We start from the raw sequence: 24,985 nt of genomic DNA on the forward strand, positions 1-24,985 counted from the left end.
AAAATCCTACCGTCTGGCGCGGGCCAATGGCTATATCCACGCAGTAAAACTGCCTAGATTTTAAGAAGAATTTGTCCCGCGCGGCCACGTATCAATGGGGGAGGGCTCGCGCGGCGCTCTGTTCGTACGGCCGGGAATCTCCATTTCGTGCAGCTTGCGGGCGGTCACGCCCACGCGCGAATCAAGCGAGGAGAGCGTGGAATTATAGGCTTCTACTGCCTTTTCGAGTCCTTGGCCCACCTTGCCATAGTGCTCCGAAAGGGTATTGAGACGCGAATAGAGCTCACGTCCCAAGCGTTGGACTTCTTTTGCCTTGGCGGAAATATCTTCCTGGTGCCACCCCATAGCTACCGTGCGCAAGAGCGCGAAGAGTGAGCTCGGGGTCGCGATGACGACGTTGCGTTCAAAACCGAACTCGATGAGCTCAGGATCGACCGATAACGCAGCATCGAGGAAAGGATCCGCGGGTACGAAGAGCACCACGAATTCCGGGGTGGGTTGGAAGGCCTCAATATAGTCTTTGTGGGATAGCGCCTGGATGTGACTGCGCAGCTGATGCGCGTGGCGGCGCAGGTAGCCGGCGTGTTCTTCTGGATCGTCGGTTTCTAGCGCATCGAGGTATGAAGAGAACGGAACCTTGGCATCGACGATGATATGCCTGCCACCGGCCAAGTTGATGAGCATATCTGGGCGCACGATGCGGCCATTTAAGGGGGCAGAGACTTGGGAATCGAAGTCCACGTGCCGTCTCATGCCGCCGAGTTCGACGACGCGCTCTAGCTGGATCTCGCCCCACCGCCCGCGCACATTGGGCGAGCGGAGAGCCGTAACGAGCTGATCCGTGCGCTCTGTTAGCCGGGACGAGGTGTGGGTCACCGCCTGCACTTGGCTGGACAGGGAGGCTAAGTGGGCGGTGCGGTCTTCTTCCAGTTCTTGTAGCTGGAATCCGAGCCTATCCATGGCCTTTTCTAGCGGTTGCAGCTCGGCCTGGCGGCGCTGCGATTCCTGCAGCGCCCGGTGCTCCTCGCTCGGCGCGGAGCGGGACACGGAATGGGAGTGGGCCAACCAACCCAGCACGGCGCCCAATAGGAGACCGATGAACAGCAGCAGCACAGGCAAAGTGGATGTCATGGAATCCACTATGACACGTGCTGCCGACATGGCACACTATTTATTCGAATCTCCGTTCAAAAGATTTTCGAAGGCATCCCGCGCGCGGCGCAGGTTGGAGCGCATGCTCGGATCGTCATAGTCGTCCGGGGTGGAATCGACGTCGACGGAATCATCCAGGGTGTTAGACGCGCCATCGGATGCGGCATCGGCGCCTGCGATATCGGGGTTGGCGTGTTCTGGAACCTTGCGCCACTGCTCGCGCTTGTATTGCGCCTGCTCTTCGGTATAGCGGCCGATGAGATAGCCCGCGACGGTGGAGTAATTGAGCTCGGAGGAGTGTTTTTCCCCGGACTGCAGCTTCATCATGTCCTGCACGTAGCGATAGGCAACCGCGATCATGGCGGCGGTCGGCACGGCCAGGAATCCACCGATGAGTCCAAAGAGCGCGGAGCCGACGATGACGGAGACCAAAACAATAACTGGGTGCAGGTTCATGGCCTTTGCCTGCAGCCACGGCGAGAGTACATTGCCTTCAAGCTGCTGGACCAAAATAACGAGGCCCAAGACCAACAGTGCTTGGGTAAAGCCCAAAGATACCAAGGCGATAACCACTGCGAGCGCGCCAGAGACAATGGCGCCGACGAACGGGATGAAGCCGGCGATGAAGGTAATGATCGCCAGGACCATCGCCAAGGGCACGCCGATAAGCACGAGGCCGAGGCCGATAAAGATGGCATCGATAAGCGAGACCACCGCCTGCGCCCGAATGAATCCGCCCAGGGTATTCCAGGCGCGCGTGAGCAATTCCGTGAGGTGCCAGCCGGCGCGCCGGCCTGTGGCATCGCGCAGCCACGGCAGGAATTTGGTGCCGTCCTTGAGGAAGAAGAAGGTGAGCACCAAGACAATGAACACCGTGACGAAAAATGAGGTGGCATTGCCGATACCCGTAAATACAGACCCGGCGATAACGCCCGCACGCTCCTGCAACCAGCCTGCGGCCTCGTCGATATAGGTGCTCATATCGTCGCTATCGAGGTTCAAGGGTGGGCCCTGGGCCCAAACCTGGAGCTGCTGGATGCCGGAGACCGTTTGTAGGTAGAGCGACTGGGATTGCCGCATGAAGTCCGGCGCCACCGAGGCGATGAGCCCACCGACGGCGGCTGAAGAGAGCAGGATTGTCACAATCGCTGCCAGGCCCGCGGGTAGTCCCTTTGTTCGCATCCAACGCGCCATGGGGTTAAGCACTGTACAGATAATAAGAGCCAAGAGCACTGGAAGGATGCCTTGCCAGAAGCTACCCAGGACCTGATATACAGCAAAAAGGAAAACGCCGATTATCAGCAGGCGCACGGCCCACAGGGAGGTCGATTTCACCATTTCGCCCGCAATGACGGAGCGATCGACCTGATTGCCCGGGGGATGTGGCGATACGTCGTCCAATTGGCTGGTGTCGAAGTCACCGTCCATCTTATCGCCCGGGCTCGCCTGCGGCTTTTCGGGTGTTGGTTGCTTATCAGAACTCACCCCACCATCTTGCCTCATAACGCGGTAGGTGCGTTAGGATTAGCCCCGTGAGTCTTACACTAGGAATCGTCGGCTTGCCCAATGTGGGCAAGTCCACTTTGTTTAATGCCCTGACCCGTTCCGAAATCTTGGCGGCTAATTACCCATTCGCCACCATCGAGCCCAACGTCGGCTTGGTGGAGCTGCCGGATCCCCGTTTGGACACCCTCGCTAAGATGTTCAACTCCGAGCGCATCTTGCCGGCAACCGTGTCCTTCGTGGATATTGCCGGCATCGTCGCAGGTGCCTCGCAGGGCGAGGGTATGGGAAACGCCTTCCTAGCCAATATCCGCGAGGCCGACGCTATCTGCCAGGTGGTCCGCGCCTTTTCTGATGACAATGTCATCCACGTCGATGGCCAGGTAGATCCCGGCAATGACATTTCCGTTATTAATACAGAGCTGATTCTGGCGGATCTGCAGACCATCGAGAAGGCCCTGCCGCGCCTAGAAAAGGATGCCCGGAAGAATAAGGACTTGGCGCCTGTGGTGGAGGCCACCAAGAAGGCGCAGGAAATCCTAGAGGATGACCGCACCCTCTTCGCCGCCGCCAAGACCGGCGAGATTGATCTTTCCCTCGTGCGCGAGCTGCACCTGATGACGGCTAAGCCCTTCCTCTATGTCTTTAACTCGGATGAGGCTGTGCTTACCGATGCCGCCAAGAAGGAAGAGCTGCGCCAGCTCGTCGCCCCAGCAGATTGCGTCTTCCTCGATGCACAGACCGAGTCTGAGCTCTTGGAGCTGGATGAGGACGAGGCAAGCGAGTTGCTCGAGGCAGTAGGCCAAGAAGAGCCCGGCTTGGCTACCCTGGCCAAGGCCGGATTCTCCACCTTGGGCCTGCAGACCTACCTCACCGCTGGTGAAAAGGAAGCCCGCGCGTGGACCATTAAGCAAGGCGCTGCCGCACCCCAGGCCGCTGGAGTTATCCACACCGACTTTGAAAAGAAGTTCATCAAGGCTGAAATCGTCTCCTTCGACGATCTCGTTGCCGCCGGCTCCATGGCCGAGGCGCGCGCCAACGGCAAGGTCCGTCAAGAAGGCAAGGACTACATCATGCACGATGGCGACGTGTGTGACTTCAAGATCGGTGGCTAAATCCTAGCTTGTTGCAGGTTGCGAAAGTAAACGTGGCGAGCGCGCGAATGTAGAGTTATCCTATTTGCGTACCCAACAACAATAAGGAGATCATAATAATGGCTGAGCTAGAAAACAAGACGATCGCAATCATTGCTACGAATGACTTTGAAGACTCCGAGCTGACCTCTCCGCTAGAGGCTGTGCAGAAGGCCGGCGCTACCGTGAAGGTTCTGGCGCCTAAGGCTGGCACCATTACGGGCAAGAACGGTACCGAGATTAACGTTGATGCTACGACCAAGGACTCCGAGGGTGAGACCTTCGACGGCATCATCTTGCCTGGCGGCACCAATAACGCTGACCTCATCCGCCTGGATGAGGCAGCCGTTAGCATCGTGCGCAAGCACATGGGCGAGGACCGCCCCTTGGGCGCCATCTGCCACGGCGGTTGGATTCTAGCCGATGCAGAGGCCCTCAAGGGTCGCACCTTGACGTCCTTCCCGTCCCTGCAGACCGATCTCCGCAACGCAGGTGCTACCTGGGTTGATGAAGAGGTCCACTGCGATCAGGGCTTGGTCTCCTCCCGTACCCCGGATGACCTGCCTGCATTCAACGCGAAGTTGGTTGAAGAGTTCGCCGAGGGCCAGCACTAAATTAGGCTAGAGCCTTCATTACTCCCTACGCGCCAGATGGTGAGAAACCTCCTGGTTCGTAGGGAGATTTTTCGTCTATAGCGGCATTTTTGAACTCGCTAGGGCGGATCAAGGATTTGGTTGAATGTTTAAGGATTCTCGCCGTCTGCTAACCTATGAACCCAGAAGGGGAGTAGTTCCTACGGTGCCCACCCGCGCCGCGATGACTGGTCGACACACTGGCTTAATAGCCCGGCCACTCAGCATCGATGCATCGATGCGAACGAGACCTTCGGACTGATTCTGGTTGCCGAAGGGAGAGTAGTGGACCTTGTCTTCTTTAAGTACTGAGCAGCGTATTTTAGAGCGCTTTATGATGTTGTCCATCGCCGCGGCGGTGGCGACAATTGTCCTGAAATCCTTGGCGGCGTGGCTGACGGGCTCGGTTGGTTTCTTCTCTGATGCCCTCGAATCCCTCGTGAACCTCGTGGCAGCCATCGCTGGCTATTGCGCTTTGCGCATTGCCGCTAAGCCTGCCGATGATAATCACCACTTTGGCCACGGCAAGGCGGAGTATATTTCCGCGTTGGTAGAAGGGGCGATGATCTTCCTCGCAGCAGGGGCCATCATCTACACCGCGGTCCAACGCCTTTTTACTCCCCAGCCCGTTGAAGAAGGCGGTTGGGGTTTAGCGCTGTCGCTCTTGTCCTCGTTGTTCAATCTGGGCGTCGGTCTAGCCTTGATCAAGGCGGGTAAGCGCTACCGGTCTGCGACGCTAAATGCGGATGGGCATCACCTGATTACGGATGTGTGGACCTCCGCCGGCGTCCTCGCGGGCATGGCTGCGGTGTATCTCACGGGCTGGTTGTGGCTCGATGCGCTTGTGGCCTTGGCCGTTGGCATCAATATCTTGTGGACTGGATTTAAGATTTTGCGCGATTCTGTCAGCAGCCTGCTTTCTGAGGCCCTTCCGCAAGAAGAGCAAGATCAAATTTGGGATCTTTTAGCTGAACTGGAAAAAGAAAAGTCCGTGACCTTCACGGACCGGCGCACGGTAGCCTCTGGCAGGCAAAGAATGGTCTACCTGACCATGGAGGTGCCGGCGAACTGGAGCGTTTTATACTCGCACGAGATTGCCGATGACGTCGAAGTCGCCCTTGACCAGCTTTTCCCCGGATGCAGTGTGTTTATTCACGTGGAGCCGGCCGGCGTTGCACATCGCCGCCCACTTCCATTCCGGCAATAAATAAAGGTCCAAGGCGTACTGCCCGGGGCCTTTATTCGCGTTTTATTAAGCCTTGACGCTTACTTCCTCGTCGGAGTCTTCCTCCATGATGTGCTTGACGCCGTTTTCGGCTTCATCCCACACCTCTTGGTTTTGGATGCCTGCGCGCTTGGCGACGACCGTCGCGCACAATGCCTGACCCGTGACGTTCAGCGCCGTACGGCCCATGTCAATGATGGGTTCAACGGCCAGCAGCAAACCGACGCCAGCCAGCGGCAGTCCCAGCGTGGACAGGGTCAGCGTGAGCATAACCGTCGCGCCAGTGGTACCCGCGGTAGCCGCGGAACCAATGACGGAGACGAAGATGATGAGTAGGTACTGCGTGAAGTCCAGGTCTACGCCGTAGAATTGCGCGACGAAGATCGCAGCAACAGCGGGGTAGACGGAGGCGCAGCCATCCATCTTCGTGGTAGCGCCGAGTGGCACTGCAAAGGACGCATACTCGGTGGGAACGCCCAAGGCACGTTCGCTAAAGCGTTGCGTTGCGGGCATAACACCCATGGAAGAACGGGTGACAAAGCCCAAGGACGTTACCGGCCAGATGCGCTTGTAGAAGCCCTTGACCGGAATATTGTTGAACTTCAGCACTGCAGGGTAGACCACGGCGAAGACGATGGCTAGACCCACATACATTGCCAAGACGAACTTGCCCAGCGAGCCAAGTGCGTCCCAACCGTAGGTAGCAACGGCCTTACCGATAAGCGCTGCGGTACCAATCGGTGCCAGGCGGATAATCCACCACAGGACCTTCTGGATGACCTTGAGGAAGGACTCCGTAAAGTGCAGGAAGGGATCGGCAGCCTTACCGGTCTGTACGGCGGCGATGCCAATGGCCAAGGAAATAACCAGCAGCTGAAGCGCACCGAAATTGAGGGTAACTTCGCCATCGCTAGCAGAGGCCGTAAGCCCGATGAAGTTTTGAGGGAGCAGCTGCTCGAAGAAGGCAGTCCACGAACCAACGCTAGACGGATCCCCCGCAGTGGATGCATCGACGCTCGTGCCAGCACCGGGCTTCAAGACTAATGCCACGACGATGCCCACAAGGACGGAGAAGAACGCCGTAATGGCGAACCACACCAACGTAGAAATGGCCAGTGACGCTGCATTGGCAACCTTGCGCAGGTTGGCCACCGAGGTGACTACCGCGGCGAAGATGAGCGGCGGAACCATGACCTTCAATAGTTGGACATAGGCGCCACCAACTCCGCTGAGCAGGCTGGTCAGCCACCCTGGATTATCTGGATCGGTATCCATTCCAGATGCAATCAGTCCCAGGATAAGGCCGATGATAAGGCCCGCAATGACTTGCGCGCCAAACCCCGTTGCCCAGCTAGGCAGCTTGGGGCGAGAGGAAACTTTTTGTGTCATAGAACGTCCTTTAGAAATCAACTGAACAGGTCTGACTATTTGTTGAGTACGGTTCTGTTCAACTTCAACTAGTTTCACTTTATTCCACACGTCAAACCGCAAAGAAAAAGGGTCTCGTTTGCAGCAGGGGAATCGCAAAGACCGCTTTGCAGACAAAGCAGTTCAGTACCTACTCTCGCTTTCGCCTTCAGCCGCGACCTCCATCCCCGCCTTTTATTCCCTCATCCTGCAGACCCGCCCTTCGCGCTCACCGCGAAAGTCGGATGGCCCGATTGAGCGCTTCCCCGTGAGCGCGAAGGGCGGCGGGGCGATTCATAAGGTTTCGATTGAACACACTGTTCGCCCGCTCGAATTCGTTCACTTCACCTTCGCGCTCACCGCGAGCACGGTGCCCCGTTAAAGACCGCCGCCCGTGAGCGCGAAGGTCGGTGGTGCACCACGAGGAAACTAAGAGAACAGCGCTGAATCAATGCAGCGGGGCACCGTCAGCTGCCATACTGGAACGATGAAGATTCTGGTAACTGCTTTTGATGCCTTTGGTGGCGAAGAAATTAACCCTACGGAACGCGCGCTGGATAAGCTGCCGGACGAAATTGGCGGAGCGCAGATTATTAAGCACCCTGTGCCAACAGTGTTCGGTGAAGCACTGAAGCAGGCGATTGCTGTGGCCGAGGAAGAAGACGTGGACGCGGTGGTCTGCCTGGGGCAAGCCGCTGGGCGCGGCCATATCACTCCGGAACGAGTAGGTATCAACTTGGCGGATGCCTCCATTCCGGATAATGCTGGTAACCAGCCCAGCGATGAGTCAGTGGTTGAAGGTGGCCCTGCCGCGTACTTTTCTACCCTGCCGGTTAAGGCAATGGTCACAGCGATTCAGGAGGCGGAGATTCCGGCACGGGTCTCGACTACCGCGGGAACATTCGTCTGCAACCATCTGCTCTACGGCCTGTTGCACCATTTCAAAGATATGCAGGTAAAGGTAGGCTTTATCCACGTGCCGTTTATTAAGGAACAGGCTAAAGAACACAGCCCGATGCTGGAGCTTACGGAGGTCGTTCAGGGCGTGGAGCGCGCGATTGGCGCAGTGGCGAAAAACGCTTAGGGTCACCTTGCTAGAGAAATTTTCCGCCCAAATATAGATTTAAAGTCATGTCTCGCTTAAGTCCTCTCAACTGGCCGGTTGTGCGCCAGCTGCGTAGCGGCGATCCCTTTGGCAGGGATATCAATACGCAATCAACCAAGAGTAAGGAAAAGCACGGGCGCACGGTAGAAGCTGACCGCGTGGTGCAATCCGTGTGCCCATATTGCGCGGTTGGTTGCGCCCAGCGCGTATACGTCAAAGATAACCGAGTCATCCAGATTGAGGGCGATCCGGATTCGCCGATTTCGCGCGGGCGTTTGTGCCCCAAGGGCTCGGCATCGGAGCAGTTGGTCAATTCCGCAACGCGATTGACCAAGATTAAGTACCGCGCACCGCACTCCACCGAGTGGCAGGAGCTGGATGAAGACACCGCGATGGACATGATCGCGGATCGCTTCTTGGAGGCGCGCCGGAAGGGCTGGCAAGACACCGATGACTCGGGGCGGACTCTAAACCGCACGATGGGTGTCGCTGGACTTGGTGGCGCGACCTTGGATAATGAGGAAAACTACCTCATTAAGAAGCTTTTTACCGCTGCCGGTGCGGTGCAGCTCGAAAACCAGGCGCGCATATGACACTCCGCCACAGTTCCTAGTTTAGGAACTTCGTTTGGCCGCGGCGGCGCAACCCAACCGCTGCAGGATATGGCGAATGCTGATTGCATCGTCATCGAGGGCTCGAATATGGCCGAGTGCCACCCAGTGGGATTCCAGTGGGTCGTAGAAGCCAAAAAGCGTGGTGCCCGCATTATTCACGTGGACCCGCGTTATACGCGTACCTCTGCGTTCTCCAACCGTCACATTGGCATTCGCGGAGGTACCGACGTGGTGCTGCTAGGCGCGGTTATCAACCATATGCTCCAAAATGAGCTGTACTTCCGCGACTATGTCGTTGCATATACCAATGCGCCGATGATTATCTCGGAGGACTACCAGGACACCGAGGAACTGGACGGACTGTTTTCTGGATATGACCCAGAAACCGGCACGTACGTGACCGATTCGTGGCAGTACGTGCAAAAGCCGGAAGGTTCCTCCTGGAATGTCGAGCGCGATGACACTCTGGAGCACCCGAATTCAGTCTTCCAGATTCTCAAGCGCCACTATGCGCGCTATACCTCTGAGCTGGTAGAAGAAACCTGCGGCATCGCCCAGGAAGACTTCTTCTACCTGGCGGATTCCATTGCGCAGAATTCCGATCCGGAACACACCACGTGTTTCGCCTATGCCTTGGGCTTTACCCAACACACCTTGGGCGCGCAATTCATCCGCACCGCTGCGATCCTGCAGCTTTTGATGGGCAATGTGGGTCGCCCGGGCTCGGGAATCATGGCCCTGCGCGGGCACGCCTCCATTCAGGGCTCCACCGATATTCCGACGCTCTTCCACTCCCTGCCTGGCTACCTGCCCATGCCGAGCGTGGAAAAGCAGACGTGGCCGGAATTTGTGGATGAGATCCGGGATGAGTCCCAAAAGGGCTTCTGGCAGATTGGCGAGAATTACGCCGTGTCCTTGATGAAGTCCTACTGGGGAGATGCGGCGACCAAGGAAAATAACTGGGGCTATGACCTCATGCCGCGCATTTTCGGCGCGCATTCTACCTATGAAACCCTGCAGGCCATGCTCAATGGTCAGGTAGATGGCTACTTCGTCTTCGGGCAGAACCCGGCGGTGGCGCAGTCCAATGGTGGCATGCAGCGCCGCGGTTTGGCATCGCTGAAGTGGCTGGTCGTGCGCGATTTCCAGGAAATCGAAACCGCATCGTTCTGGAAGGACGCGCCGGAGATTAAAAACGGCGAGCTGAAGACGGAAGACATCGAAACCGAGGTCTTCTTGATGCCCGCTGCCACCCACGTGGAAAAGGCTGGTACCTTTACCCAGACGCAGCGCATGCTGCAGTGGCGTTTCCAAGCGGCACCGCCGCCAGGCGATGCCAAGAGCGAGCTGTGGTTCTTCTACCAGCTGGGTAAGAAGCTCAAGGAACGCCTGCGCGATTCCACTGATCCGCGCGATCTCCCGCTCCAGAAGGTGACGTGGGATTATGCGGAAAATGAGGAAGGCGAGCCGAACTCTGAGGACGTCCTCAAAGAGATCAACGGCTACTACTTGGATGGTCCCAAGAAGGGCCAGCTTTTGCCCACCTTCGTGGAGATGAAGAATGACGGCACGACTTCCGGCGGCTGCTGGATCTACACCGGCGTGTACAAGGATGGCGTTAACCAGTCCGCGCGCAAGGTCCCGGGGTCGGAGCAGAACGAGGTCGCGCCCGAGTGGGGCTGGGTTTGGCCTGCTAACCGCCGCATTTTGTATAACCGCGCTTCGGCCAAGCCGGATGGCACCCCGTGGTCCGAGCGCAAGAAGTACGTGTGGTGGGACGAGGCCCAGGGCAAGTGGGTAGGCGATGACGTCCCTGACTTCCCTGTGACGAAGTCGCCGGAGTACAAGGCACCTGCCGATGCCGTCGGTCCAGACGCCCTCGATGGCACGGACGCTTTCATCATGCAGGCGGACGGTCGCGGTTGGCTCTTTGCGCCTTCCGGGCTTTCCGATGGCCCCTTGCCTACCCACTATGAGCCGCAGGAGTCCCCGGTTACGAACGTGCTGTATAAGCAGCAGCAATCGCCGACGCGCTTGGCCATCAAGCGCCCGGATAACCTGCAGCGCCCAGAACCGGGTATGCCTGGTGCGGAGGTTTTCCCGTTCGTATTTTCTACTTACCGCCTAACAGAGATGTATACCTCGGGTGCGATGTCGCGCCGCCTGCCTTATTTGGCGGAGCTGCAGCCAGGCCTATTCTGCGAGGTGGATAAGGACTTGGCCGCAAAGCGCGGCCTGGAAAATGGCGAGTGGGCGACGATTATCTCGCCGCGCGGTGTGATTGAGGCGCAGGTCTTGGTCACCGATCGCATGCAGATGTTGAAGATCAATGGGGAAGAATTCCACCAGATTGGCCTGCCCTTCCACTACGGCGAGTCCGAGACCACCGCTGTGGCAGGCGACGGCGTTAACGATCTCTTGGGCCTTACGCTCGAGCCGAATGTGTTTATTCAGAACTCGAAGATCGGCGCCTGCGATATCCAGCCGGGCCGCCGACCTAGGGGAGAAGGCCGCTTGAAGCTGCTCAAGCAGTATCAGGAGCGGGCTCAGTTAAGCGTGGATTCTGGCAATGATTTGTTGTCGGTTCCGGACTCGTTTACCTATAACCCGGAGCCCGAAAAGCATGGCCAGCCTGGGGCGGAAAGTAGTGACGGCGATACGGCGAGTAATGGCGAAGAAGGTAAGTAAATGACTAATCTACTGACCGAGGACGCGGGCCGGCACGGCTATGATTCCTACCGCCGCATGGCCTTTTTCACCGATACGTCTGTGTGCATCGGCTGCAAGGCCTGCGAGGTCGCGTGCAAGGAATGGAACCGCAACCCGGTAGAAGGATATGACGTCACCGGTGATTCCTATGACAACACCGGCGCGCTAGGTGCTAATACGTGGCGGCACGTGGCCTTTGTGGAGCAAAACAATGACCGCATTGAGAAGGCGCGCGAAGAGGGAAAACAGCTTATTTCCCTTGGCATGCCTACCATCGGTGGCACACCGGACGAAGTCGATACCACTCCGCCGGATACGGATACGTTCCGGTGGTTGATGTCCTCGGACGTCTGCAAGCACTGCACGCATGCGGGGTGTTTGGACGTGTGCCCCACGGGCGCGCTCTTCCGCACAGAGTTTGGCACTGTGGTCGTCCAAGATGACGTGTGCAATGGCTGCGGAACCTGCGTGGCGGGGTGCCCCTTCGGCGTCATCGAACGCCGCGATGATGGCGGGGTATCGCTGAAATACGATAAGACCGCGACGGTGGATTATCAGGATAATTCGCACGCCGGTATTAATGTGCTGAAAAAGCTCAAGCAGCGCAAGCCCCAAGGCGCGGACCACACGCCGGGTGAGGCAATGCCGATTAAGAATGTGGGCGTCGCCCAGAAGTGCACCATGTGCTATGACCGCCTGAAACAGGGCGAGCAGCCGGCGTGCTCCAAGACGTGTCCTACCGATTCCATCCAATTCGGTACCTATGAGGACATGCTGGCCGCGGCGAAGGAGCGCGTGCGCGTCCTGCACGAACAAGGCATGACGGAGGCGCGGCTCTATGGCGCCAATGATAACGATGGCGTGGGCGGAACCGGCTCTATCTTCTTATTGCTGGATTCGCCAGAGGTCTATGGCTTGCCGCCGGATCCGCGTGTGCCCACCGCGGATTTGCCGAGCATGTATAAAACCGCGGCGAAGGCCATCGGCGGGATGGCGCTGGCCGTGGCGGGTTCCTTTTTGATTGGAGGGCGCAAATGAGCGGTTTTGATGAGTACCGGCCACCGCAGCCGGAGCGGCCGAATCGCTACCGCAACTTCGACGGGCCGAAGCGCAAGAAGAAGCGCAAGCGCCCGGGGGCGGGTGCGCAGGATGGCTCCAAAGAGGAGCGGATGGCAGAAGACTTCGAGTTTTCTTCCTATTACGGCAGGCCGGTAGTCAAGGCCCCGCCGTGGGAGTGGCCCATCGGTGGGTATTTCTTCTTGGGCGGCATTGTCGGCGGTTCGGGCCTTTTGGCTACCGGTGCACAGGCCGCGGGCAACGCGCCCTTGCGCCGGGCCACGCGGGTAGCGGCCTTTGGCGCGGCGGCCGCTGGATCGGTCTTTTTGATTTTGGATCTGGGCCGACCGGAGCGCGCGTTAAATATGTTCCGCGTATTCAAGGTGACCTCGCCGATGTCGCTCGGATCGTGGCTGCTCGCGGGCTTTTCCACCGCGGCGGCCATTCCTGCCGTGGTAGAGGTGGATGACGCGACCAAGCGGAAGCTGCCGCTGCCGAAGTGGCTGCGCGCGAGCCTAGGGAAGGCCGCGACTCCGGCCGGAGTGGTCACCGGTGTGCTCGGTGGCCCGCTGGCCGGATATACGGCGGTATTGTTGTCTAATACGTCCAACCCGGTATGGAATGACATGAAGCGGCACTTGCCCTATGTCTTTGTATCCTCTGCCTCGGCAGCGGCGTCCGGCCTGGCCATGGTGACCACCCCGGTGAAATACGCCGGTCCCGCCCGGGCCTTGGGCATGGCGGCCGCAGCCAGCGATATCGCGGCGACGAAGGTGCTAGAAAACAACATGGAGCCGGAGCCCCGCGAGGAATTGCATCACGGCACGCCGGGAAAGCTCATGCGCGCCTCGGAATACCTGATCGCCGCTGGCGGCGTGGGCAGCGCGGTGGCGGCGGCGACGAAGTCCCGCGCCGTGTCTGTGGCCTCGGGCCTAGCCTTGCTTGCCGGATCCGCGTGCACGCGCTTTGGCGTGCTCAACGCGGGCCTGGAAGCAGTCAAGAACCCGGCCACCACGATGGGCCCGCAAAAACGCCGCGCGGAGCGGCGCCGGCGCGAGCAGGGGCTTGCCACCGACGTGCTCAGCGCAGGCTAGCGAGGGCGAGCCAGGCTTAGTCGAGGTTGGCAAAGGAATCGGCGAGTTCTTCGCCGATTTCCTGCATGCGCGATTGCTCGGCCTCTAAGGACTCGGAATCGCGGTGGAGGTAGTAGTTCACCGCCGCGTCATGGACCGTGGTCACGCAGGTGGTCGAGATGGCATCCTCGACCTCCCAGGCCGAGCAATAAAAATGCCGGTCCGCGGCGGTGAAATCGAATGGCTTGTACTCATTTCCCGCGCGGCCTTGGGCGGCATTTTGCTTATCGATGTCCTCATTGACCAGTTCCAAGTAGCGCTCCGCCGCCGCATCTGGGTCATCGGGGCATACGGCCTCATTATCGGACTCGTATTTCGTGCCCAGCACGCTAATCTTTTCCGGCGAATCGCCGCCGTAGAGCACGGAAAAGGAATCATCCTCCTCGCTGGTGGAATCGGGATCCTGGTTAGCGCCTATGAGGGTGTCTGGCAGGGAAGTGCGCAGTTCCGATAATTCGATGGGCGAGCAGCTGCGGTTGGTGGTCTCGTCGGCGCAGGCGACAAGGCCCGCGCCGAGGGCGAGGGTGGCAAGGGGCAGGCTAAAAATACGGTGTTTCATCTTAGGAAATGGTGATGTAGGCATCGTTAGAAAGCGGCGTAGTGCGACCGATGACCGGGTAGCCAGGGACCTCGCCGATGATGAGGAGGCCGCCGGAGGTTTGGGCATCGGCAAGCAGCACTAGCTCTTCCTCCGAGAGGGAAGAGGGCTGCAGGTGTGGGCGCACCCAATCCAGGTTGCGGCGCGAACCGCCTGGGATAAAGCCTTCCGCGAGAGCGTCGGTGGCACCGTCTACGGTGGGCACGGCGGAAAAGTCCAGCTCGGCCGACACCCCGGAGGCGCGGCACATCTTGTACAGGTGGCCGAGCAGCCCGAATCCGGTGACATCGGTGGCCGCGCGCGCACCGGCGGCGACCGCATCCTGGGCGGCCTGGCGGTTGAGCGCGGTCATGGAATCGATGGCGGCCTGGGATACCTCGCCGGTGGCCTTGTGCTTATTATTCAAAATGCCCACGCCGATGGGCTTGGTCAGCGTAATGGGCAGCCCGGCCTCAGCGGCATCGTTGCGCATGAGATTATCGGGATCGACGATGCCCGTCGCCGCCATGCCGTACAAGGGCTCTGGGGCGGTAATGGAGTGGCCGCCGGTGATGGAAATGCCCGCCTCGGTGGCCTTATCCATGCCGCCGCGCAGCACCTCGCGCAGGACGTCCAAGCCGAGCTTCTCATTGGGCCAGCCCACGAGGTTGATGGCGGTAATGGGGGTGCCACCCATGGCGTAGACATCAGATAGCGCATTGGCCGCGGCGATCTGGCCCCAGGTATAGGGATCATTGACCATGGGGGTGAAAAAGTCTGCGGTAGAAATCACGGCGAGGCCGTTGTCGATCTTGACCGCTGCGGCATCATCGCCATCGTCGAGGCCGACCAAGACGTTGGGATCGGCCTTGCCGATGAGCCCTTCTACCGCCGATTCCAATTCCCCGGCGGGAATCTTGCAGGCGCAGCCGCCACCGGCTGCGAAAGAGGTTAGATTAATCTGCTCCGTCATGCTGGTCATTTTACCCGTCGGAAAGTGGTGGGGCGGCGGCGGTGGGCCGCGCGCGGGATCTGTAAAGTAGCCAGGCGGAGGCGTACGTGTCCTGGTGGGCGCCCCGGTCTTCAAAACCGGTGAGGCCGAGCATCTCGGTCTGGCAGGTTCGATTCCTGTCCGTCTCCGCCAAAAGCGCGCAAGGAGGAAAACGAGTGCCGAGCCATAACGCTGGTCGCCCCGCGAATAATGCCCGTGATCCCCGCCGGAATTTACCCCGCATGGATGAGCTCTTGCGGCTCCCCGCGGTAGAAAGCGCGCGGGAGATAATCGCCGAACATGCCATCCGCGCCATGATTCAAGGCGTGCTGTCCGCCGCCCGCCGCGGGGACGTGCCCGTTGCCGGCGTGGAGGAAGAAATAGCGCGGCGCTTGGCAGACCACAGCACCCATTCCTTGCAGCCGGTCATCAACGCCACCGGCGTGATCATCCATACGAACTTGGGACGCGCACCGCTGCCTGATGCCGCGATCGACGCGCTGCAGGCAGCGGCCGGATATACCGACGTGGAAATGGATCTAGACACCGGGCGGCGCTCGTCCCGGCGCGGTGCCGGTGCCACCCAGGCGCTTTTGGCGGCGTGCCCCGGCGCGGAGGATGCGCTGGTGGTCAATAACGGTGCGGCGGCCTTATTGCTGGCCACGGCCGCGCTGGCGCCGGGCAAGGAGGTCATCATCTCGCGCGGCGAGCTCATTGAAATCGGTGCGGGGTTCCGCCTGCCGGAACTTATTGAATCCACCGCGACGCGCCTGCGCGAGGTGGGCGCGACCAACCGGACGCACCTCCACGATTATGAAGGCGCGCTGGGGGAGGAGACCGGTGCGATTGTGAAGGTGCACCCGTCCAATTTTCGGATTGAGGGGTTTAGCTCCTCGGTGGGCGTGGGCGAGCTGGCGCGCCTGGCGAAGAAGCAGGGTACACACCTCATTGTGGATCTCGGCTCGGGCTTGCTCACCCACGATCCGGTGCTGCCAGACGAGCCCGATATTCATGCGCAGCTCAAGGCCGGGGCGGATATCGTCATCGCCTCGGGTGATAAGCTTTTGGGCGGGCCGCAGGCCGGCATTTTATTGGGCACCAAGGACGCGATTGCGGCGGTGAAAAAGCACCCGTTGGCGCGGGCGGTGCGCATAGATAAGCTGCGGCTTAATGCCCTGGAGGCTGCAATCACAACGCCCGCCAATGCGGTGCAGCAGGCCCTCCACCTTGACCCGGCGCGCCACCGCGCGCGCACCGAGGCCATCGCCGCGGCGGTGGGCGGCGAGATTGTTGAGCACGCTGGCCGCGTGGGCGGGGGAGGAGCCCCCGAGTACCCGCTGCCCGGCGTTGCGGTGGCGCTGCCGGAGGAACTTGCGCCAAAACTGCGACAGCACACCCCACCGGTGGTGGCGCGCCAGCACCAAGGCCGCTGCCTCATTGACGTGCGCTGCGTGCCCGAGGCCCAGGACAAGGAGCTCATCGCGGCCATCCGGGCGGTGATGTAGGTGTACGTCATCGCGACCGCCGGCCACGTCGATCACGGCAAGTCCAGCCTGGTGCGCGCCTTAACGGACATGGATCCGGATAGGTGGGCTGAGGAAAAGCGCCGCGGGCTGACCATTGACTTAGGCTTTGTGTGGACGTCGCTGCCTTCCGGTGCGGACGTGGCCTTTGTCGATGTCCCCGGCCACGAAAAGTTCTTTGGCAATATGCTCGCCGGGGTGGGGCCTGCCTCCGTGGTGCTCTTCGTGGTCGCCGCGGACGAGGGCTGGCAGGCCCAATCCACCGACCACCGCGACGCGCTGCACGCGCTGGGTATCGAGCACGGCATTATCGCCCTGACCCGCAGCGACCGCGCCGATGAAAAGCGCCGCGCGGAGGTCACCGCCCAAGTGCGCACGCAGTTTTCTGCCACGCCGCTTGCCGATGCCCCCATCATCCCCGTTTCCTCCCACACCGGCGAGGGCCTGGCGGAACTGGGCGCGGCGCTCGATGATTTGGTCGCCCGCGTGCCCGCACCCGACACCGATGCCCCTGTGCGCCTGTGGATCGACCGCGCTTTTAGCGTCAAGGGCGCGGGAACCGTGGTGACCGGGACGCTGAGCGCTGGCACGCTGCGCACCGGCGATGCCCTGGTGCTCTCCACCGCAGAGGGCGCCAATCGCGTGGAGATCCGCGGCCTGCACAGCGAAAATACCGCGCAGGAATCCTTGGGCCCCGTAACACGTGCCGCGGTTAACCTGCGCGGGGTCGATGCCGCCGATATCCACCGCGGTGACCTGCTGCTGAGCCCCGATGCGTGGCGCGGCGTCGATACCGTGGACGTCCACCGCACCTTTGGCACCGCGCTTGATGAACTGCCCGATAACCTCGTGGTCCACTGCGGCACCGCCGGGATAGAAGCGCATCTGCGGCCGCTGTCAGCGGATTTTGCCCGCCTGCGCCTAACGCGCGCTCTGCCGCTAGTCCTCCTGGATCGCTTGGTTGTCCGCAGCCCCGGTGGCCGCCATGTCAGCGCCGGCGTGGAGGTCATCGACGTGCGCCCGCCGGAGTTAGACCGCCGCGGTGCCGCCCGCAAGCGGGCTAACGCACTGGCTGAGTTAAGCTCCTTCCGCAATCCTTCCTCCTACCTGCAGCGCGTGGGCTATGCCCGGCGCGTGGACTTGGAATTCGATGGTTATGACACCGACGCCGCCCCGCAGGGCGTCATTAACTTCGACCAGTGGTGGATTGCCGCCCGCCAGGTAACGCGCTGGAAAGAAGCGCTGACTACCGCGCTGCAGGAACACGCCGCGGCTAACCCGCTCGCACCCGGGATGCCCCGCAAGGCGGCACTCGATGCCTTGGGGCTCACGGACAACGCGCTCCTGCGCCTGGCGGTAGCCGCCGCGCACGCGGAGGAATCCGAAGGGCTTATCCGCCTGCCCGGCCACAGCGTGGATCTCGGCGCCGCCGAGACCGCCGTGGCCGAATTGGAGAGCAGGTTAAATAAGGATCCCTTCGCGGCACCAGAGGCGCACGAACTTAAAGAGCTGGGGTTGAGCGAGAAAGAACTGGCCGCCGCCGAGCGCGCCGGGCGCCTGCTACGCCTCAAAGACGGCATCATCCTCTTACCGGACGCACCGGGCAAGGCACGGGAGCTCCTAGAAGAACTCGAGCAGCCCTTTACCCTGTCCGCCGCGCGGCAAGCGCTGGGGACCACCCGCCGGGTGGCCATACCTCTGCTGGAATACCTCGATGCCCACGGCATTACCCGCCGCGGCGAGGGCGGCAAGCGCACGCTGCGCTAAACAGAGGCGGCCGACCTATTTGCGGTGGTTTCCGCCGCGCGGGCGGGACTGCTCGCGCGCCACGCGCCGGGCGCGCACGCGGGCGGACTCGGAAGAAAAGCGGCCCGGTTCCTCCGCTACGGGAAGCGCGCGCCAGCTCAGGTTCTGTGAGCCCGGCATGGACGAGACCAAGTCAGCCAAGCCGCTGCTAGCAGGCGGTGCCGCAGCCTCGCCCTCGTCGCGGGCACGAGGTGCGGGCGAGGCTTCGGCAGAACCAGTGACCGCAGTGTCTACATTGGTATCGGGACTGACCGGGCGGCGGGAGCCGGTGGGAAGATCGCCGGCAATGTCGGCGGACTCCAGCGCGAACTCCCATTCCTCGGGCGGGGCTGGGGTGGTAGGACGGGAAGTGGTGGCATTAGGCAGCACGGTGCGGCCGGACGGCACGCGCAGGGGCGGTACCGCAGGGGAGAATAATTCGGCTTCTGTGGCATCCGCTACCGGGATATCTATCGCGATCATCCCGCCGCCGCTATAGGCACGGGCGGCCAACACAGTACCGGCCTCTTGCGCCGCCGCATACGCGGTGCGCAGGCCCGGCAGCTGGCTTAATGCCCCGCACGGTCCCAGCACAGTATCGCCACAGGAGGCCACGACGGCGTTATCGATGACCTTGAGCGTGACAAAGAATTGCTGCGTATCAAAGTGAGATAGCTGCTCATCGGTCAGATCGCCTGCCCCAGTATCAATCACTGCACCATGGCCGCCGGCAAGAAGTACTGATTCGGCCGGTTGGTCATTGACCGGTAGCAGCCACGGCCACAGCCCGAGGGAGACGGCGACCTCGAGTTCGCCGTCAACGATGCCGACCGTGGCCACCGTCTGCGGGGTGGCCTGTGAGGCCTTCAATCGGTGCAGGTCAGGGTATTCGGCCGCCTCAACCTCATCGAGAAAACCGATGAAGCCAAACTCCGAACGCACCCGCCAGCCGTTGGAGTAGGTATCGGGCTCTAAAGAGACATCGATAAGAGCAGGCTGACTACCCACGCCAGGAATGCTCAGCACCGTGCCGGAGATGACATGTTCCAAGATGGCGACGTGTTCGACGCCGAAGTAGCTGGTCGCAAGCGGGTAGGGCACCATAGGAAAAGTAACTCCAAAGCTTTAAAGCGGGGCGTAACGTACGGATCTCATTTTACGCATGTGGGGGTAAAACAGCGCTTAGTCGGTGGTTTTAGCCAATGTTCGTTAACGTATTAATGATTCCCTCAAGTTGAAAAGTGCATAACGAAATAGGAGTAGGGCTTTGTCATCTAATTCATCGCCCCGGCCCGATAACGGAACCACCAATGGGCTGGAAAACGTTAATAATACGGAAGAAAGCCAAAAGCGCGTGCGCGGTGCCAAGCGCATCCTGCACGACATCATCTACCCGCACAATATCCACCCCGCCTTGGTCCCTGGCGTATCCATCGAGGACCAAAAGGTTAAATACGGTGTGGATAAGACCATCCTGAGCGTCGTCGGTGGGCTCGTTATCGCCTTCGTGGTGTGGGGAGTGCTCGCCCCCGAACAGGTCTTTAATACCTCCTCTACGGCCCTGGACTGGGTTATGCGCAACCTAGGCTGGATCTTTACGGCGCTGGCCACCTTCCTGATGTTCCTGCTGCTGATTCTGGCCTTTTCCAAGTACGGGAAAATCCCACTCGGCGTGGATGGCGAAAAGCCGGAGTTTTCCACGATTAGCTGGGCCGCCATGCTCTTTGGTGCGGGCATCGGCATCGGGCTTATCTTCTTCGGACCCTACGAACCGCTTACCCATTATCTCTCGCCGCGCCCAGGTGCCTATGAGGCCGCCAGCGATGAAGCGGTGCTTGGCGCGCTGGCCCAATCGGCCATGCACTGGGGCCTTAATGCGTGGGCCATCTACGCCATCGTCGGGCTGTGCGTGGCCTATGTATCCTTCCGCCGCGGGCGCGTACCCCTGATGAGCTCTATCTTGATGCCGCTTTTTGGCAACCGCTCCACCGATTCCACACCGGCGCGCATTATCGATGGCCTGGCTATCATCGCCACCCTCTTTGGCACCGCGGCCACTTTGGGAATTGGCGCGCTGCAGATCGGCCGCGGCGTGGAAATCGTCAGCGGCTGGTCCACCGCCGGCAATACCGCGGCGTTGGTCATCATCATTGTGCTGTCCATCGGCACCATCTTTTCCGCAGTGTCTGGTGTGGCTAAGGGCGTGCGGTGGCTATCCAATATCAACCTGGCATTGGCGCTGGGCATCGCCATCTTCTTCTTCGTCATCGGACCAACCGCCTTGCTGGCCAATATGATGCCCGCGGTCATCATCGAGTACCTCGATAACACCCCCGAAATGTTGTCCGCCAACATGGGCGAGGGCGAAGATATGGTCTCCTTCCTATCCTCGTGGACCACGTTCTACTGGGCGTGGTGGGTATCCTGGTCGCCGTTCGTCGGCGTATTCGTGGCCAAGATTTCCCGCGGTCGCACCATCCGCCAATTCGTCCTTGGCGTGCTGTTTATTCCTTCCGCTATCATCATCGCCGCTTTTACCATCTTGGGCGGCACCACCATTTGGCTGCAGCGCCGCGATGGCGATATCGCCCCCGATGGCACAATCGATTCCATGCCGGCGGCCGAAGACATCTTCTTTAACGTCTTGGACCATTTCCCCGGATCCAATTGGATGGCCCCGCTGGTCATTGTCATGCTCGTGGTATTTTTCATCACCACTGCGGACTCAGCCTCGCTGGTCAACTCCCAGCTCACCCAGCGCGGCAACCCACAGCCGAAAGCCACTGTTACTGTCTTTTGGGTGATTTGCATGGCGGGCATCGCCGTGGTCATCCTCATGTCCGGTGGCAAAAACGCGCTGCAAGGCCTGCAAAACCTCATCACCATTACGGCGCTTCCCTTTGCCGTCATCATCGTGTTGATGTGTATTGCCCTGATTAGGGAACTGCGCCACGATCCGGCCTCCATCCGCCACTATTACGAGCACCAAGCCGTGTCCAATGCGGTCATTCACGGCGTGCGCGAATACGGCGATAACTTTGCCCTGTCGGTCGAGCCCACTGCGGGAGACTCCGATTACGCCACCGGCGGCGAATTCGATTCCACCGCCGCCGAGGTCACCGAGTGGTACGCGCGTACCGATGAGGAAGGCCACGCCATCGGATATGACTATGAAGCCGGCCGCTACGTGGATGATGATCCTTCGGTGGCCGATGGCGAGTTCGTCTCTGGCTCCACCGATGACGATGCACAGACCCCGCCCGCTCATTAAGGCTCGATAATTTTAGTTAGGTACAGTCACAGACCATGACCTTGTCCACGTTCGCCTTCGCCTTTGGATTGGTGCTGCTCTCGGGCCTGTCCACCTCCATTGGCGGGGCGCTGGCGGTGGGAAAGCGCCAGCCAGGGCCCGCATTTATGGCCGCGGCCCTGGGCCTTTCGGCGGGTGTGATGCTCTATGTTTCCTTCATGGAAATCCTGCCGGAGGGTATAGAGCAGCTTAGCGACGCCCTCGGGGGCGAGAAACCCGGCACCTGGGCCGCGGTAGGGGCCTTCTTCGCCGGTATTGCGGTCATCGCGATTATTGACCGAATGGTGCCAGAAGAAATTAACCCGCACGAACCCGGCACGACGGAAGAAGATGCCCGGCGCGGCAGGTTGATGAAGACGGGCGTATTTACCGCGGTCGCGCTGGGCCTGCACAATTTTCCGGAGGGCTTTGCCACTTTCTTATCGGGCCTGGAGTCCAAGGAGATTGCGGTGCCGGTGGCCGTGGCGATTGCCATCCACAATATTCCGGAAGGCATCGCCGTCGCGGTGCCGTTGCGGGAGGCGACCGGCTCGCGCAAGAAGGCCTTCTGGTGGGCCACGCTTTCTGGGCTTGCTGAGCCGCTCGGCGCGCTCATCGGATTTGGCCTGCTCTTACCGGTATTGGGGCCGGCCACCATGGGCATTAGCTTTGCCGCAGTGGCTGGCATCATGGTGTTTATTTCGCTGGATGAGCTGCTTCCCACCGCGGAAGAAACCGGCGAGCACCACTACGCCATCTACGGCCTTATTGCCGGCATGGCCATTATGGCGGTATCGCTCATGCTGTTTATGTAATTTAGTGCTGCGCTGCCGAGGTGGCAGAGGGCGAGCCGGTCGAGGCCTTAACGGCCATGACGATGCTGGCGATGACAAGGCCGAGGATGAGCCCGCACACCATGGACAAGCCGGTTTCGGCGAGCCAGCTCAGCGCGCCGTTGTGGATGTGTTCAGTGGCGGCCTCGATAAGTCCATGCGGTTGGTCTACCCCGAATTCGTGCAGGCCTGTGGTGACGATATGCCCGCCTACCCATAACATGGCGGCGGTGCCGATGACGCCGATGATGTCCAGCACGATCGGCATACCCTTGACCAAGGCATTGCCCAGCGGGGAGTTGCCATCGCGGCGCCGGGTTAAGGCCAAGCCGATGTCATCCATCTTGACCAGCAATCCCACGGCGCCGTAGACGCTCAAGGTCAAGATGATGCCAACGGCGATAAGCGCGCCGAGACGCAGCCAGAAGGGCTGATCGATGACTTCATTTAAGGAAATCACCATGATCTCAGCAGACAGGATGAGGTCGGTGGTAATGGCGGATTTCACCAAGCTATCTTCGGCCTCTGGACCCTTGTGCTGGACGGTATCGGTTGCATCGCTAGGGGAGGAGTTGAAGAAGGAGAGGATCTTTTCCGCGCCTTCGAAACACAGATAGGTACCGCCGCACATCAAGATGGGCGTGAGCGCCCATGGGGCGATCCAAGACAGGATCATCGCAATCGGCAAGATGATGACGAGCTTGTTGATAAGCGAGCCCTTGGTGATGCGCCAGATCATCGGCAGCTCGCGCTGCGGTTTAATTCCCTCGACGTATTGCGGGGTTACTGCGGCATCATCGACGACGACGCCGATGGCCTTCATAGATGTCTTGCCGCCTAAGGCGGCCACATCGTCGACGCTGGAGGCGGCGGCGCGGGCTATGAGGGCGACATCGTCAAGCAGGGCGAAAAGGCCACCGGCCATGGCTTATCCTTCGGGGGCTAAAGTTACGTTTTCTGACCAGGACAAGTCTATGCCGTGGTGGGCAAGCCAGGCCATTGCATCGTCGCCGTGGCGGGTAATTCCCTCGACCGCGTCCAGGGTGGTGTCGATGGCGAGCTCGGCGTCCTCGGCGGAAATGAGGCCCGCGGACGTCGCCGCGGAGAGCTCGTCGATGTCGAGGACGGTAATCGGCTCGCCGGTGGTGGTGACCAGGTCGACGTAGAGATCGCGGGTGGTCCACTCGTTGCCCTGGCGCTGGATCTCGGCGACGTCGATATAAAAGTCCTGCTCCACCTCGATGCCGGGGCGGAAGTGGAAGATATTCGCGCGCAGGTTCAGGCTGGGCAGCAGCCAGGATTCGAGGTAGCCAAAGCGCGGGTGATCGGCACCGCGTGCCATATACAGGCCAAACTCGGTTTCGGTGTAGGTATCGACCTGGCGCAGGTAGCCCTTGGGATCGGTATTGGTGAAGTTCCCGGTATTAAAGGTCTCCCGCTTGACTGGGTGGAGATCAACGGCCATTACTTCACCTCTAGGAAGGCGGCGGTGGGGGCGAAATCGCAGCGCGCTTCGGTGGTATTCACGGAACCGGAGAGCAGCGCGACGACCAGGCCCTTGCCCGTGTGGGCCGTGCCGGACAGCGTCGTCGGACCATCCTGATTGATACCGTTATTGTGCAGCGGGGTAATGCCGCTTTGCAGGGTGTTGATATTAAACCACTGCACGTTCATGCCTTCTTGGTCCGGTGCTGCCGGAGGGGTGCCCAGGGCGGTAAAGAGGAAGGCGGTCTCGCCCTCGCCGGCGCCGGGGGCAGGAATTTCCGTAGGGCCAGGTACCGCGATGGCAGAGCCTGTGGCGGCGTTGGTGCCACCGATGCAGTGCGCGGAGACGGTAGGCCAATAAAACTGCCGGAAGTGTGGATTATCGCCCTGCGGCATAGCGACACCGCCACTACCGTCGCCGTTGCCGGCAAAGAAGTCCAAGGCAGACAAGATAGCATTGCGGGCCTCTTCGGGGATCCACGGCTGCGCGGCAAAGGCGCGCACGCGGTCTTGGGTCTCCTGAGTGGGGCGGCCGAGCTCATCCAACGGGCTGGCGGGCATGTGTTGTTGTGCCAGCGATGAGAGATCCGGGGCGAAGGCCTGTGCGGGCGCTACCAGGGGAGAAGCGAGGCCAATAAGCGCGGCGGTGGCAGCGGCGATGTAGCCGGTGCGTCCGCTTAGGCGCCAGGAAGTTCGGGCGTGGCTCACGGTATCAGGTCCTTATTGTCTCGCGGAGGGGAAGCAGTATAGTCCCACCAGTCACAGCAGTAACAGTAATAACTCTAGTAACGATAGTGATCCGCTGGGAAGTGTCAAGTAGTAGGTCGTTTCAG

At 60.4% G+C, this 24,985-nt stretch carries 20 protein-coding genes and 1 tRNA gene; 12 read left to right on the top strand and 9 right to left on the bottom strand.

Annotation, left to right across the window (positions count from 1 at the left end; all coding sequences use genetic code 11):
* Positions 1-60 precede the first annotated feature (60 nt).
* On the bottom strand, positions 61-1,131 hold the full coding sequence (locus tag ACLI1Q_RS04830) for a DNA recombination protein RmuC (protein WP_411697116.1): 1,071 nt from the start codon (positions 1,129-1,131) through the stop codon (positions 61-63).
* Between the two features lie 36 nt (positions 1,132-1,167).
* Entirely contained in the window at positions 1,168-2,655 is a 1,488-nt protein-coding gene (locus tag ACLI1Q_RS04835; RefSeq protein ID WP_411697117.1) for an AI-2E family transporter, read from the bottom strand.
* Positions 2,656-2,684: 29 nt separating this feature from the next.
* Between ACLI1Q_RS04835 and ychF the strand changes: the two genes are divergently transcribed.
* The 3 genes from ychF to ACLI1Q_RS04850 all read left to right on the top strand — a co-directional run bounded on the left by ychF (position 2,685) and on the right by ACLI1Q_RS04850 (position 5,627).
* Positions 2,685-3,770 (top strand): redox-regulated ATPase YchF, encoded by a 1,086-nt coding sequence (gene ychF, locus ACLI1Q_RS04840; protein ID WP_284771505.1) that lies wholly within the window; start codon positions 2,685-2,687, stop codon positions 3,768-3,770.
* A 98-nt stretch (positions 3,771-3,868) separates the two neighbouring features.
* On the top strand, positions 3,869-4,402 hold the full coding sequence (locus tag ACLI1Q_RS04845) for a type 1 glutamine amidotransferase domain-containing protein (RefSeq protein WP_005282146.1): 534 nt from the start codon (positions 3,869-3,871) through the stop codon (positions 4,400-4,402).
* A 352-nt stretch (positions 4,403-4,754) separates the two neighbouring features.
* Complete coding sequence (locus ACLI1Q_RS04850) at positions 4,755-5,627, top strand: cation diffusion facilitator family transporter (RefSeq protein WP_284771579.1); 873 nt, start codon at positions 4,755-4,757, stop codon at positions 5,625-5,627.
* Positions 5,628-5,672: 45 nt separating this feature from the next.
* On the opposite strand, the gene ACLI1Q_RS04855 is transcribed toward ACLI1Q_RS04850, so the two are convergent.
* Entirely contained in the window at positions 5,673-7,034 is a 1,362-nt protein-coding gene (locus ACLI1Q_RS04855) for a dicarboxylate/amino acid:cation symporter (RefSeq protein WP_284771506.1), read from the bottom strand.
* Between the two features lie 505 nt (positions 7,035-7,539).
* On the opposite strand from ACLI1Q_RS04855, the gene pcp reads away from it, so the two are divergent.
* From pcp to nrfD, 4 genes are read left to right on the top strand one after another with little or no spacing between them, the layout of a single operon-like run.
* Complete coding sequence (gene pcp / locus ACLI1Q_RS04860) at positions 7,540-8,136, top strand: pyroglutamyl-peptidase I (RefSeq protein ID WP_284771507.1); 597 nt, start codon at positions 7,540-7,542, stop codon at positions 8,134-8,136.
* 47 nt (positions 8,137-8,183) lie between these two features.
* A complete protein-coding gene (fdnG, locus tag ACLI1Q_RS04865; RefSeq protein WP_284771508.1) occupies positions 8,184-11,459 on the top strand; it encodes a formate dehydrogenase-N subunit alpha in 3,276 nt (1,091 codons plus the stop codon).
* Positions 11,460-12,518 (top strand): 4Fe-4S dicluster domain-containing protein, encoded by a 1,059-nt coding sequence (locus ACLI1Q_RS04870; protein ID WP_284771509.1) that lies wholly within the window; start codon positions 11,460-11,462, stop codon positions 12,516-12,518.
* Positions 12,515-13,630, top strand: coding sequence for an NrfD/PsrC family molybdoenzyme membrane anchor subunit (gene nrfD / locus ACLI1Q_RS04875; RefSeq protein WP_411697118.1), 1,116 nt, complete (start codon positions 12,515-12,517; stop codon positions 13,628-13,630). Before ACLI1Q_RS04870 ends, nrfD begins: the two co-directional genes overlap by 4 nt.
* 16 nt (positions 13,631-13,646) lie before the next feature.
* Here the strand turns inward: nrfD and ACLI1Q_RS04880 are convergent, their stop codons facing one another.
* Both ACLI1Q_RS04880 and selD read right to left on the bottom strand, forming a co-directional pair.
* Positions 13,647-14,228 (bottom strand): hypothetical protein, encoded by a 582-nt coding sequence (locus tag ACLI1Q_RS04880; protein WP_284771511.1) that lies wholly within the window; start codon positions 14,226-14,228, stop codon positions 13,647-13,649.
* A 1-nt stretch (position 14,229) separates the two neighbouring features.
* Positions 14,230-15,219, bottom strand: coding sequence for a selenide, water dikinase SelD (gene selD, locus ACLI1Q_RS04885; RefSeq protein ID WP_284771512.1), 990 nt, complete (start codon positions 15,217-15,219; stop codon positions 14,230-14,232).
* Between the two features lie 76 nt (positions 15,220-15,295).
* On the opposite strand from selD, the gene ACLI1Q_RS04890 reads away from it, so the two are divergent.
* From ACLI1Q_RS04890 to selB, 3 genes are all read left to right on the top strand, one after another.
* Positions 15,296-15,390, top strand: a tRNA-Sec gene (locus ACLI1Q_RS04890).
* Positions 15,391-15,413: 23 nt separating this feature from the next.
* Positions 15,414-16,742, top strand: coding sequence for an L-seryl-tRNA(Sec) selenium transferase (gene selA / locus ACLI1Q_RS04895; RefSeq protein WP_284849459.1), 1,329 nt, complete (start codon positions 15,414-15,416; stop codon positions 16,740-16,742).
* A complete protein-coding gene (selB, locus tag ACLI1Q_RS04900; RefSeq protein WP_239267922.1) occupies positions 16,743-18,527 on the top strand; it encodes a selenocysteine-specific translation elongation factor in 1,785 nt (594 codons plus the stop codon). It abuts the gene before it with no gap.
* A 15-nt stretch (positions 18,528-18,542) separates the two neighbouring features.
* Here selB and ACLI1Q_RS04905 read toward each other — a convergent pair whose 3' ends face one another.
* On the bottom strand, positions 18,543-19,649 hold the full coding sequence (locus tag ACLI1Q_RS04905) for a hypothetical protein (protein ID WP_239267919.1): 1,107 nt from the start codon (positions 19,647-19,649) through the stop codon (positions 18,543-18,545).
* A 250-nt stretch (positions 19,650-19,899) separates the two neighbouring features.
* Between ACLI1Q_RS04905 and ACLI1Q_RS04910 the strand changes: the two genes are divergently transcribed.
* Both ACLI1Q_RS04910 and zupT read left to right on the top strand, forming a co-directional pair.
* Positions 19,900-21,816, top strand: coding sequence for a BCCT family transporter (locus ACLI1Q_RS04910; protein WP_370657776.1), 1,917 nt, complete (start codon positions 19,900-19,902; stop codon positions 21,814-21,816).
* Between the two features lie 35 nt (positions 21,817-21,851).
* Complete coding sequence (gene zupT, locus ACLI1Q_RS04915; protein ID WP_239267918.1) at positions 21,852-22,649, top strand: zinc transporter ZupT; 798 nt, start codon at positions 21,852-21,854, stop codon at positions 22,647-22,649.
* Between the two features lies 1 nt (position 22,650).
* Here the strand turns inward: zupT and ACLI1Q_RS04920 are convergent, their stop codons facing one another.
* The 3 genes from ACLI1Q_RS04920 to ACLI1Q_RS04930 are packed head-to-tail and all read right to left on the bottom strand — an operon-like array spanning position 22,651 to position 24,860.
* Positions 22,651-23,592 carry a DUF808 domain-containing protein gene (locus ACLI1Q_RS04920; protein WP_239275750.1) on the bottom strand — a complete coding sequence of 314 codons (942 nt, stop codon included), beginning with the start codon at positions 23,590-23,592 and terminating at the stop codon, positions 22,651-22,653.
* Positions 23,593-23,595: 3 nt separating this feature from the next.
* On the bottom strand, positions 23,596-24,132 hold the full coding sequence (locus ACLI1Q_RS04925) for a DUF402 domain-containing protein (RefSeq protein ID WP_239267914.1): 537 nt from the start codon (positions 24,130-24,132) through the stop codon (positions 23,596-23,598).
* Positions 24,132-24,860 (bottom strand): hypothetical protein, encoded by a 729-nt coding sequence (locus ACLI1Q_RS04930; RefSeq protein WP_239267912.1) that lies wholly within the window; start codon positions 24,858-24,860, stop codon positions 24,132-24,134. Before ACLI1Q_RS04930 ends, ACLI1Q_RS04925 begins: the two co-directional genes overlap by 1 nt.
* Between the last annotated feature and the right edge of the window lie 125 nt (positions 24,861-24,985).

This window comes from Corynebacterium limaceinasi, assembly GCF_046717465.1.
Taxonomy (GTDB): Bacteria; Actinomycetota; Actinomycetes; order Mycobacteriales; family Mycobacteriaceae; genus Corynebacterium.

Coding starts and splice junctions, on each gene's coding strand:
- ACLI1Q_RS04880 (WP_284771511.1), bottom strand. CDS start 14,228: ATGAAACACCGTATTTTTAGCCTGCCCCTTGCCACCCTCGCCCTCGGC.
- selD (WP_284771512.1), bottom strand. CDS start 15,219: ATGACGGAGCAGATTAATCTAACCTCTTTCGCAGCCGGTGGCGGCTGC.
- ACLI1Q_RS04835 (WP_411697117.1), bottom strand. CDS start 2,655: ATGAGGCAAGATGGTGGGGTGAGTTCTGATAAGCAACCAACACCCGAA.
- ACLI1Q_RS04925 (WP_239267914.1), bottom strand. CDS start 24,132: ATGGCCGTTGATCTCCACCCAGTCAAGCGGGAGACCTTTAATACCGGG.
- ACLI1Q_RS04830 (WP_411697116.1), bottom strand. CDS start 1,131: ATGACATCCACTTTGCCTGTGCTGCTGCTGTTCATCGGTCTCCTATTG.
- pcp (WP_284771507.1), top strand. CDS start 7,540: ATGAAGATTCTGGTAACTGCTTTTGATGCCTTTGGTGGCGAAGAAATT.
- ACLI1Q_RS04845 (WP_005282146.1), top strand. CDS start 3,869: ATGGCTGAGCTAGAAAACAAGACGATCGCAATCATTGCTACGAATGAC.
- nrfD (WP_411697118.1), top strand. CDS start 12,515: ATGAGCGGTTTTGATGAGTACCGGCCACCGCAGCCGGAGCGGCCGAAT.
- ACLI1Q_RS04920 (WP_239275750.1), bottom strand. CDS start 23,592: ATGGCCGGTGGCCTTTTCGCCCTGCTTGACGATGTCGCCCTCATAGCC.
- ACLI1Q_RS04850 (WP_284771579.1), top strand. CDS start 4,755: ATGATGTTGTCCATCGCCGCGGCGGTGGCGACAATTGTCCTGAAATCC.
- ACLI1Q_RS04855 (WP_284771506.1), bottom strand. CDS start 7,034: ATGACACAAAAAGTTTCCTCTCGCCCCAAGCTGCCTAGCTGGGCAACG.
- zupT (WP_239267918.1), top strand. CDS start 21,852: ATGACCTTGTCCACGTTCGCCTTCGCCTTTGGATTGGTGCTGCTCTCG.
- ACLI1Q_RS04905 (WP_239267919.1), bottom strand. CDS start 19,649: ATGGTGCCCTACCCGCTTGCGACCAGCTACTTCGGCGTCGAACACGTC.
- ACLI1Q_RS04870 (WP_284771509.1), top strand. CDS start 11,460: ATGACTAATCTACTGACCGAGGACGCGGGCCGGCACGGCTATGATTCC.